This is a genomic window from Arthrobacter sp. ok362, assembly GCF_900102785.1.
Lineage (GTDB): Bacteria > Actinomycetota > Actinomycetes > Actinomycetales > Micrococcaceae > Arthrobacter.
Genome location: NZ_FNGC01000006.1, coordinates 186,715 through 197,227, shown reverse-complemented (window position 1 = coordinate 197,227; position 10,513 = coordinate 186,715). Strand labels below are relative to the sequence as shown.

Annotated in this window: 11 protein-coding genes and 2 tRNA genes; all 13 read right to left on the bottom strand. The window is 66.0% G+C overall.

What is annotated here, in order from left to right:
- Window positions 1-992 (bottom strand): LGFP repeat-containing protein (locus tag BLQ10_RS22340; RefSeq protein WP_175558561.1); only part of this gene is annotated, 992 nt, incomplete at its 3' end.
- A gap of 510 nt (window positions 993-1,502) precedes the next feature.
- On the bottom strand, window positions 1,503-2,651 hold the full coding sequence (locus BLQ10_RS10115; RefSeq protein WP_091561368.1) for an NAD(P)-binding domain-containing protein: 1,149 nt from the start codon (window positions 2,649-2,651) through the stop codon (window positions 1,503-1,505).
- 13 nt (window positions 2,652-2,664) lie between these two features.
- Window positions 2,665-3,024, bottom strand: coding sequence for a zinc ribbon domain-containing protein YjdM (locus tag BLQ10_RS10110; RefSeq protein WP_091561366.1), 360 nt, complete (start codon window positions 3,022-3,024; stop codon window positions 2,665-2,667).
- Between the two features lie 46 nt (window positions 3,025-3,070).
- Window positions 3,071-3,973 (bottom strand): amino acid ABC transporter ATP-binding protein, encoded by a 903-nt coding sequence (locus BLQ10_RS10105; RefSeq protein WP_302847307.1) that lies wholly within the window; start codon window positions 3,971-3,973, stop codon window positions 3,071-3,073.
- A complete protein-coding gene (locus BLQ10_RS10100) occupies window positions 3,960-4,625 on the bottom strand; it encodes an amino acid ABC transporter permease (RefSeq protein ID WP_175558560.1) in 666 nt (221 codons plus the stop codon). The genes BLQ10_RS10105 and BLQ10_RS10100 overlap by 14 nt, the downstream gene beginning before the upstream one ends.
- A gap of 36 nt (window positions 4,626-4,661) precedes the next feature.
- Complete coding sequence (locus BLQ10_RS10095) at window positions 4,662-5,483, bottom strand: amino acid ABC transporter substrate-binding protein (RefSeq protein ID WP_175558559.1); 822 nt, start codon at window positions 5,481-5,483, stop codon at window positions 4,662-4,664.
- A gap of 224 nt (window positions 5,484-5,707) precedes the next feature.
- A tRNA-Ala gene (locus BLQ10_RS10090) sits at window positions 5,708-5,780 on the bottom strand.
- A gap of 186 nt (window positions 5,781-5,966) precedes the next feature.
- Window positions 5,967-6,039: transfer RNA gene (locus BLQ10_RS10085), tRNA-Ala, on the bottom strand.
- A 154-nt stretch (window positions 6,040-6,193) separates the two neighbouring features.
- Window positions 6,194-6,598 (bottom strand): ribosome silencing factor, encoded by a 405-nt coding sequence (gene rsfS, locus BLQ10_RS10080; RefSeq protein ID WP_091561360.1) that lies wholly within the window; start codon window positions 6,596-6,598, stop codon window positions 6,194-6,196.
- A gap of 183 nt (window positions 6,599-6,781) precedes the next feature.
- Complete coding sequence (locus BLQ10_RS10075; RefSeq protein ID WP_091561358.1) at window positions 6,782-8,029, bottom strand: hypothetical protein; 1,248 nt, start codon at window positions 8,027-8,029, stop codon at window positions 6,782-6,784.
- 7 nt (window positions 8,030-8,036) lie between these two features.
- Window positions 8,037-8,762 carry a nicotinate-nucleotide adenylyltransferase gene (gene nadD / locus BLQ10_RS10070; protein WP_091561354.1) on the bottom strand — a complete coding sequence of 242 codons (726 nt, stop codon included), beginning with the start codon at window positions 8,760-8,762 and terminating at the stop codon, window positions 8,037-8,039.
- A gap of 13 nt (window positions 8,763-8,775) precedes the next feature.
- On the bottom strand, window positions 8,776-9,015 hold the full coding sequence (locus BLQ10_RS10065; protein WP_091561352.1) for a hypothetical protein: 240 nt from the start codon (window positions 9,013-9,015) through the stop codon (window positions 8,776-8,778).
- 80 nt (window positions 9,016-9,095) lie between these two features.
- A complete protein-coding gene (locus BLQ10_RS10060; protein WP_091561350.1) occupies window positions 9,096-10,487 on the bottom strand; it encodes a glutamate-5-semialdehyde dehydrogenase in 1,392 nt (463 codons plus the stop codon).
- Between the last annotated feature and the right edge of the window lie 26 nt (window positions 10,488-10,513).

Here is a 10,513-nt window from a genome sequence, read left to right as displayed (position 1 = left end):
GGGTAGCCGAGTTTGCCTTTTTCGGTGCCCACCGCTTTCCAAGCTGTCCGTATGCCTCCCCAGGTGGCGAAAGCCCCGACGCCCGGGGCGTAGTGAATAGCGCCAGCCTGGAATCTCTGATAGCAGCCACCTTTGACCAGGCCGCAGATGATTGCTGATGTCGACGTTCCAAGAGCGGGTTTCGCGGCCGCCGCTGCCTTGATCTCGGTGGTGGCCGCCGGCGGGACGGTCCCGCCTCCGCCGCCTCCACCTCCGCCCGGGAGCGTACCCGGTACCGGTCCTGGAGTTTCGGTTCCGCTGTTGACGATCACATCGTCGACGTAAATGTCGCCCATCTGCTGATCGTGTTCAGCTCCGAGCTGTACTTTGTCGAATCTTGTCGCACTGATGTTGACTGTTTGGGCAAACACCGACTTGTCATCCCACCAGATCTGCACCCCGGTGGCCGCACCTTTGGGTACGACGTGCATCACCAGATGATGCCAGGTGCCCAAAGCAACGGTTGGCACCAAAGTGTTGTAAACGAACGCCTGCGCGCCCGTCGTCCGGAGCACCAGTTCATGGGTGGCATTGTCCCGGAAGACGTCGACATACCTGATGCCGCCGGAGAAGAAGCGGAAGTACGGAACGTTGTTCCCCGCTACACCCTCCTTGGCGATATTGAACCAGCCGTCCGCGTAAGCCTCCTTCATCCCGGAGGCCAGCCCCAGGGACATATTGGCGATTGAGCCGTTGTCCTGGGTTGCATGCAGATATGCCGAGCAGCCCGGAGAGTGCGAAAACGCCGACGAGACCGACGCTGTACCCGTGACCGCGGTGAACGGGATGAACGGCGACAGGGCGCCCGACTCAAAATTCGTGGCAGCCGCCGTCGTCCCGGGATAGGGATCGGCGGGCGCGGAGGTGCCCGAGGTGCAAGCCGCGGCTACAGCCGGCAACCCGTCGAAAGCGATCGAACCCGCGAGCGGTATGCCGAGTGCAATTGCCAGCAACAGTCGAAAAAGTCTTCTCATCAATCTGCCCTCCCACATCTTGATCTGCTGTTCAGCTCCCGGGATGCAGACGGCGCCATCCCGCTGCTGAATAGCGAGTGGTCTGCGCTACTCCCGGACCCGGGCCCGGGCGCGCATTAGGGTGTCTCGCCCAACGAAGTCCCTACACCGAATCACCGGGCGGGTGTGCCGCCACGGGGGTGTGCGTCTGTCGTCAAGGGATGGTTTGATGGCACATTAGAGAGACCCGCTTCCGACAGCCAAGTTGTACCAGGCAACTTGTGATGACGACGACCCTAATGGCCGGGACGTGACGGCGCACGCGTAGCCAATACTTGAATTCTGGCAACTGCCACGCGGCTGCCACTTGAATGGCCTCACGGGACCTCGCGGTACAACTCGGATTTGTACGCCGTTTCTACCCGGGCTAGGGCCGTTTGCCGGGGTGTCGAACCCCGGGCGCCGGGCTCGGGGGCGCTGCACTGCAAGTTTTTACGTTTTACGTTTGCGTTATCCCGAACCGGCCAGCAGTGTGACGATTCCCGCCACGGCGGCCCGGCCGGCACGGTTGGCGCCGATGGTGGACGAGGACGGCCCGTAGCCGACAAGGTGCACCCGCGGCTCGGCCGCGACCTGGGTGCCGTCCATCGCGATGCCGCCGCCGGGTCCGCGCAGGTGCAACGGGGCGAGGTGTTCGAGTTCGGCCCGGAATCCCGTGGCCCACAGGATGACGCCGGCGGCCAGGAAGCTGCCGTCAGCCATCCGGACGCCGTCGGGCTCGATCGCGGTGAACATGGGGTGCCGGTCCAGGACGCCGCGCGCCGCGGCGGCACGTAGGGCCGGGGTCCAGATCAGGCCTGTCACGGAGACGACGCTCTGCGGCGGGAGGCCCTGGCGCACCCGCTCCTCAACGAGGGCGACGGCGTCGTGGCCGGCTTGCCGGTCGAAGGGGGCCTCGCGCCAGAGAGGTACCCGGCGCGTGAACCACGTGGTGCTGGTGACCTTGGAGATCTCATCGAGCAACCCGACGGCCGAGATCCCGCCGCCGACCACAATGACATGCTGGCCGCGGAATTCGTCGGCGGAGACGTAGTCGGCGACGTGCAATTGCCGGCCGCGAAAGCTGGCTTTGCCCGGATAGATGGGCCAGAACGGCCGGGTCCAGGTGCCTGTCGCATTGATGACGGCGCGGGCGGAGAACTTGCTGCGGGAGGTGGAGATGTTCAACCGTCCGGCAGGATCGTCGTCCTCCCGGGTCACCGACTGCACTCTCACGGGCCGCTCGATCGCGAGGCCGAGGTCGTGTTCGTATCCGCCGAAGTACCGGGTGAGGAAGCTGGAGCTGGCCTCGGCGGGATCCACGTCGGGCTGCGGGATTCCCGGGAGGTCGCTGATGCCGTTCACCGTGGCCATGAGCAGGCTCTTCCAGCGGTGCCGCCAGGCCCCGCCTGGCCCGTCCTCGGCGTCGAGCACGATGTACGTCCCCGCGGGCGGGCCCTGGGCTGCTTCCGGTCCTTCTGCTGCGGCCCGTCCGGTGCCGGCCGCGGCAGCGCCGGCCGGGACGAAGCCGCGGCGTTGAAGGTGGTAGGCCGCGGACAGCCCCGCCTGCCCGGCGCCGACCACCACGACGTCGGCCCGGTGCGCGGTCTCCGCACTCAAGGTCCGGCCCCGGTCAGATCTTTTTGACGACGCTGGACTTGAGCTGCATGGGGCCCACGCCGTCCACCTTGCAGTCGATGTCGTGGTCGCCAACACCGTTGACCAGGCGGATGCCGCGGACCTTGGTGCCGACCTTGATGACCGTGGAGCTGCCCTTGATTTTCAGGTCCTTGACCACTGTGACGGTGTCGCCGTCGGCGAGGACGTTGCCCACCGCGTCCTTCACGACGGCGTCGGCGCCTGTGTCGGCGCCTGTGTCAGTGTCCGCGGACGCTGACCATTCGTGCGCGCATTCCGGGCAGACCAGGAGCGCCCCCATTTCATAGGTGTATTCGCTGGAGCATTCGGGGCACGGGGGCAGGGAGTCGTTCACCCGTCCAAGTTTAGTCGCCCGTATTGGTCGCCGCGGGCGGGCCGCCTTAGAACGGGTTCAGCAGGCGGTCCACGAACTGCCGCGTGCGTTCCTCCCGCGGGTCCCGCAGCACGGTGTCGGGGTGGCCGCGTTCCACCACCACGCCGCCGTCCATGAAGATGACTTCGTCGGCCACCTGGCGGGCGAACGCGAGCTCGTGGGTGACCACCACCATGGTCCAGCCTTCGTCCGCGAGTTCCTTGATGACGGCCAGGACCTCGCCCACGAGTTCGGGGTCCAGCGCCGAGGTCGGCTCGTCGAAGAGCAGCAGTTGCGGGCGCAGGGCGAGGGCACGCACAATGCCGACACGCTGCTGCTGGCCGCCGGAGAGCTCGAAGGGATAGCTGTTCTCCTTACCGGCCAGGCCGACCCGGGCCAGCAGCTCCCGGGCCTCCTGGATCGCCTCAGCCTTGGGCCGCTTCTGCACCTGGACCGGACCTTCGATCACGTTCTCCAGGACAGTCTTGTGCGGGAAGAGGTTGTAGTGCTGGAACACCATGGCGCTGCGGTCCCGCAATGCGAGCACCTGCTTCTTCGCCACCGGTGTGGAAAAGTCGACGGTCAGTTGCCCCGCGAACTCAGCGACGCCGGCGTCGGGCACTTCGAGGCCGTTCAGGCACCGCAGGACCGTCGTCTTGCCCGACCCGGACGGCCCGATCAACGTGACCACTTCGCCGCGGCGGACCTCAAGGTCGATGGATTTCAGCACTTCATGCTGGCCGAAAGCCTTCCGCAGGCCCCTCACGGTCAGCAGGGCGGCGTCCGGGACAGCGGCGTCCGGCCCCGGAACTCCGGTGGGCGGAAGTTCAGCGGGAGGAACTCCGGAGGGCGGAAGTTCAGCGGGAGGAACTCCGGTGGGCGGAAGTTCAGAGGGAGGGGGTTCAGTGGGAAGCGGTTCAGTGGGCGACATAGCGGTCCAATCTCTTCTCCAGGGCGGACTGTCCGCTGGCGAGGACGAGGCAGATGATCCAGTAGATCACGGCCGCCTCCAGGTACAGCAGCATGAATTCCTGGCTGAAGGCGGCCACCTGCTGCGCCACGCGGAACAGTTCGGTGACGAGGATCAACGACGCCAGCGAGGTGTCTTTGACCAGGCTGATGAAGGTGTTGGACAGCGGCGGGACCGAGACCCTCGCGGCCTGCGGCAGGATGATCCGCACCAAGGTCTGGTGGCGCGACATCCCGATGGTGTGGCCGGCCTCCCACTGGCCCTTGGGCACGGACAAGATGGCCGCGCGGATGACCTCCGCGGCATAGCCGCCGACGTTCAGGGAGAACGCGATGATTGCACTGGGCCAGGGGCTGATGGTGATTCCGACGGACGGCAGCCCGTAGAAAATGACGAACAGCTGGACCAGGAGCGGGGTCCCGCGGATGACGGAGATGTAGATCCTCGCCACCGCGGAAACCACACGATTGCGGCTCAGCCGCATGAGGGCGACCACCAGGGCCAGCAGCAGGCCCAGGCCGAAGGACGCCAGCGCCAGCGGGATTGTGCCGGTGATCGCACCCGTCAGGAGCGGGCCTAGCGATGACCACACGAGTTCCCAGTTGATATTCATGCCCGGACGCGGCGTTTCTCGGCGGCTTCCACAGTGCTACTTCGAGACGTCGGCGTCGAAGTACTTCTTTGAGATCTTCGTCAGGGTGCCGTCGGCCGCCAGCTCGCCGAGGGCCTTGTTGATGGCCTCTGTCAGGCTGGTCGATCCCTTGCGCAAGGTGAAGGCGCTGAGCGACTTGTCAGTGGTCTCGGCGGCAATCTTGATGCCGGCGTCGTGGTCGGTCTTCTGGGAGTCCAGGTAGGTCAGCTTGTCGTTGATGGTTGCATCGACGCGGCCCTGCTTGAGCAGCGTGATCGCCTGCGCCCATCCCTCCACGGCCTCGACATTTGCGCCGCTCTGCTGCGCCAGTTTGTACCAGTTGCTCGTCAGGGACTGCGCGGTGGTCTTGCCCTTCAGGTCCTCGAAGGAATTGATGCTGTTGTTGTCCGACTTCGTGACGATCACGCCGGTGCTCACCGTGTAGGGGGTGGAGAAATCGTACTTCGCCTTGCGTTCGTCCGTGATGGAAACCTGGTTGGCGACGACATCGAACCGTTTGGCGTCCAGGCCGGCGAAAATGGCGTCGAACTGCGTCTCCTGGTAGGCCGGCTTGACGCCCAGCTTCGCGGCGACGGCGTTCATGATCTCCACGTCGTAGCCCGTCAGTTCGCCGCTGCCGTTGGCGTGGAACGTGAACGGCTTGTAGGTGCCCTCCGTGCCGACCTTGAGCACGCCCGCGCTCTTGACGTCGCTCAGGGAGGTGTCCGCACCGGCTGCGGGCGCCGAGCTGGCCGGAGTGGTGGACGCGGAGCCGCAGCCCGCCAGGGCGAGTCCTGCTGCCGCGATGAGGCCGATAACGGAAAGTCGTGTGCGCTTCATGATGGTCCTTAGTCGTGGAGCCGGAAATGGCCTTCCGGCTGAGCCGCGTGGCGGCCCGTCTCCTAGCGACGATAGCAAGGTCCAGCTCAGGGTGGAGAGCTTAAATGACAGTTTGTGACGTCCGGTGATGAGACGGTCTTGACGGACGCACTTTTTGACGTGCTGCATACCGGCAGGGGTACGAAAAAGGGAACCACCGTCTGACGGTGATTCCCTTTTTTTCGTGGAGCTGAGGGGACTCGAACCCCTGACCCCCTGCATGCCATGCAGGTGCGCTACCAGCTGCGCCACAGCCCCGAATTTCCTGGGGACGAATCAACGTCCCGCAAGCAACCTGATTAGCTTAAACCACAAATCGCGTTCGCGCTAATCGGCACGCCGAACCGTGAAGTTGCTCGCCCGGCACGCCCTGGGACAGTCCTGCACTGGGATCCGGGCAGAAAAAAATCCGCCGGAATCTTTCGATTCCGGCGGATTATCCGGTGGAGCTGAGGGGACTCGAACCCCTGACCCCCTGCATGCCATGCAGGTGCGCTACCAGCTGCGCCACAGCCCCGAATTTTCGCTGCTCCGAGCATGCCTACTGACGTGCAAAGTTCCGGTTCTTCGTCCGGATTTCTCCGAAGCAACTCAAATATCTTAGACCAGCCCTTTGGAAAATTCCAAATCGGGCATATTCGCCCCTATGGGTATGGCCGGTGCGCGGGTTGCTACTCCGTGTCGGTACCGGCGGTGGCCTTTGCGGAGGCGTCGTCGTCGCCCAGCTGCAGATCGACGACGGGGCAGTCCTTCCACAGGCGCTCGAGGGCGTAGAAGATGCGGTCTTCCTCGTGCTGGACGTGGATGACGACGTTGGAGTAGTCCAGCAGGACCCAGCGACCGCCGGAGCGGCCCTCGCGGCGGACGGGCTTCTGGTCAAACTTGGCGAGCTCGTCCTCGATGCCATCCACGATCGCATTGACTTGGCGTTCGCTCGGGGCCGAGGCGATCAGGAAGACGTCAGCCAGGGCCAGCCGTTCGCTGACGTCCAGGGCCACGATGTCCTCGGCAAGTTTCTCCGAGGCAGCGCGGGCTGCGTGGCGGGCGGTGGTGATGGATGAATCGGTTGCAGTCACGGGACTCCTTGTAGTGATGAAAATCTATGGTGATGAAAAATTCTTGAATGAAAACTGCCTTGGAATGAATCCGTGGGGTCAAAAGCTGAACTGGAAAGACGTATGACGGACGCTGCGGTGGGAACGGGGCCGAATCGCCGGGGTGCCATTTCGTAGTGAAGTGCACGGTGGACGGCCCGTGGCCTAGTGGGCCAGCCCGGTGACGATCAGCGTGATGCCGGCGATGAGGGCGACGATCCCCAGGGCCAGGACCCCGAGTTGGAGCATGCGCAGGCGCCGCGCCCGGCCGAGCCCGGCGGTAGCGGCATCCAGGGGTTCGAGTCCGTAGGCCGAATTCGCGGCCACGGGTTCCCCGCCCACCAAACGCTCGTCAGTCTCCCCCGCGGAATTCGTCGCGGCGGCTGCCGGCCGTGGCGTTCCGGCCTTGGCGGCTGCTTCTGCCCGGGCCAGGACGCCTGCCCTGCCAGCGGCAGAACCCGTAGCCGGAGCCGCGGCCCGCTGGCGGGACACTCCGGGACGCCGCAGGCCGGGTTTCCGTGGGGCGTCCACCCGTGGACCCGGGTTGGTGGCCACCGGAACATACGACGTGGCAGGGCGCTTCATGACGGGCTGCTCCACGCCGGGAACCTTCTCAAATTCCAAGGGTGTGACCATGGCCAGGTTGTTGGCCGTGGTCGGATCGTTGCGGGGCACCGCCGGCTGGCTGTTTTGTTCTGCGAGCTTCTGCTTGGCGGCGGCGCGGCGGTTCAGCACCGCAGCGCGCTCTGCCATGGCGATCTGCTCGGCCAGGACGGCCGGATCAACGGCGTCGGGATCCGTGGCCGCGATGTGCTCCATCTTGGCCACTTGGTTCTTAGCCTGCTCCGCGAGGAGTTCACGCGCGGCCAGCGCCTGCTCCACGGTCATGCCATCGGGCGTCTTCCCGCCGGGTCCGGTGCCGTCCACTGCGGGTGCCTTGGGCGCCGGGGCGGCTGACACAGCCGGAGCCTTCTGGCCAGCATCCTTCTGGCCGGCATCCTTTGGGGCTGCATCCTGCTGAGCTGCGTCCTTCCCGGCGGGGGAAACCACCGGGGTGGCCCGGGTCCGCGGCGACACCGGGACAATGGTGTTGGCCTGGGTGGCGGGGGCGGTTTCGGTCGCCAGCTCCAGGAGCCGCAGCTGGCGCCGGGTGGGAGGCCCTCCCTGCGCCAGCTGGCCTTCCTTCTCAGCCAGTTCCTTGATGGTACGCAGCGCGGCGCGGTCCCGTGCCCTGACCTGCGAGGACCGCTCGGCACCGCCACCCACAGAGTCCACGGGAGCATCGGCAACGCGACGGCTCCGGCCGGTGATCTCGGCCTCGGTCGGCTCGCCGGGTCCCGGAGTGTCCAGACGTTCATCTCTGGCCTGCCGCATTTCGCGGCGGCTGCGGATGGGAGGCTGTTCCTGACTCATGGCAAACTCATTCAGTGCTGGCTGGTTGGGTTATCTCGAAGGTGGGATCGTGCTGTGCGGGGTCAACCCCTGCCGCGCCGTTTCCGGTGTTGGTGGCCTCATCGTGTTCGGCATCGAGGCGGACCTCCTCGGGGCTGGTGTGGTACAGGCCGTACTTGGCGATGTATTGGACCACCCCGTCCGGAACGAGGTACCAGACCGGGTTGCCTTCGGCCACCCTCGTACGGCAATCCGTGGAGGAAATGGCCATGGCCGGGACCTCAAGGAGGCTGACGTCTTTGCGGCCCATGCCGTCCAGGACGTGGCCTGGCCGGGTTACGCCCACGAAGTGTGCAAGGGACCAGAGTTCATCGATGTCTTTCCAGGACAAAATCTGGGCCAGGGCGTCCGCGCCGGTGATGAAGAACAGATCGGCGTCCGGGCGCAGGGTGCGCAGGTCACGGAGCGTGTCGATCGTGTAGGTCGGTCCCGGACGGTCCACGTCCACCCTGCTCACGGTGAAGCTGGGGTTGGAGGCCGTGGCGATGACCGTCATGAGGTACCGGTGCTCGGCTTCGCTGACCTTCTTGGCCGACTTCTGCCAAGGCTGGCCGGTGGGCACAAACACGACTTCGTCGAGGTCGAACTTAGCCGCGACCTCACTGGCCGCGACAAGGTGTCCGTGATGGATGGGATCGAACGTGCCGCCCATCACACCCAGACGCAGGCGGCGCTGGGCGCCGCGCTGCTTCATGGGGGCGGAAATATTAGTGACCTCGGCTGGGATCGTGCTTGTTCGGGTGCTGGCGGTGCGGATCCGAGTGCTCCTCGACAGCCGTGTGGCGCCTGCCCAGGTTGGAGTACGACAGCGTGATCAACAGCAGGACCACCAGGATCGCAAACATGGACCCGCCAATAACAAACGGCGGTGCAATGAGCGGCGCGAGTTCCTCGTGGCCCGATTCGCCGACGGCGGCGACGAAAGTGGCGATCTGCTGCGACAGCATGTTCTCCCCTAGTGAGTTCAAAATTTGACGACGGCGGAGGTGTCCGCCGTTCCGGTCTTCCGTTCCATGTTACAGCGTTGCTAGCCCCGGATCTGGCCCTCGCCCTGCACGATCCACTTCGTGGTGGTCAGCTCCGTCAGTCCCATGGGGCCGCGGGCATGCAGTTTTTGGGTGGAAATCCCCACCTCGGCGCCGAGGCCGAGCTCGCCGCCGTCGGTGAAGCGGGTGGAGGCGTTCACGATCACGGCGGCCGAATCGACCTCGGCGATGAAGCGCTCGGCGTTGGCGAGGTCGTTGGTCAGGATCGCTTCGGTGTGGCCAGTGGTCCACTTCCGGATGTGCCTGACGGCCTCGTCCAGGCTGTCCACCATGGCCACCGCCAGGTCCAGGTTCATGTACTCGGTGGCCCAGTCTTCCTCCGTGGCCGGCACGGTCTGGATCGACGCCGGCAGTGCGGCGCGGATGCGCTGGTCCACATGCAGCGTGACCCCGGCTGCCCGCAGTGCGGCGGCGACGGCGGGAAGGACGGTGGACTTGGAGTGCACCAGGAGCGTTTCGACGGTGTTGCAGACGCTGGGCCGCTGGGTCTTGGCGTTCAGGAGGATGTCGACGGCCATTTCCTCGCCGGCGGAAGCGTCCAGGTAGATGTGGACGTTGCCCTCACCGGTCTCGATGACCGGTACGGAGGAGTTCGTCACAACGGCCTGGATCAGCTCGCGCCCGCCGCGGGGAATGAGCACGTCCACCCGGCCGCGCGCCCGCATGAGGGCGTCGGCGCCGTCGCGGCCGTACTGGTCCACGGTCTGGACGGCGTCGGCGGGCAGGCCCACCGATTCCAGGGCATCGCGGAGGATGGTGATCAGGGCGGCGTTGGTGGCAGCGGCGGCGGATCCGCCGCGCAGGATGACGGCGTTGCCGCTCTTGAGGGCCAGGCCGGCAATGTCGACGGTGACGTTCGGGCGGGCCTCATAGATCGCGGCCACCACACCCATGGGTACGTTGATCTGGCGCAGGCGCAGCCCGTTGGGGAGGGTCTGGCCCCGCACCACGTTTCCTACGGGATCGGGCAGGGTGGCGAGGTTTTCCAGTGCCGCGGCGAGGGCCGTGATGCGTGACTCGGTCAGCGTCAGGCGGTCCAGCAGGGCGGCGCTGGTGCCGGCGGCCCGGCCGGCCGCGACGTCCTTGGCGTTGGCGGCCAGGATCTGGTGCTTTTGTTCCACCAGCGCCTTGCCGATGGCGCGCAGGCCCCGGTCCTTCCAGGCCCGGTTGGCGTGCGCCATCTTGCGGGCGGCGTGGCGCGAGCGGTCGGCGATCGCGTGGACGGCAGCTTCGATGTCCGTCGCCGTGGCCGGCGTCCCCGACGGATCCGGCGCCGCGCCGAAACCCTGGGCGGGCACGGGATTGCCGGCGGGGGCAGCGTCGGTGGACACAGCGTCAGCGGGCACGGCAGCGGAAGTCAGGGCCTCAGTCATGCTTCCAGTTTAGGCTCCAAGGGGAC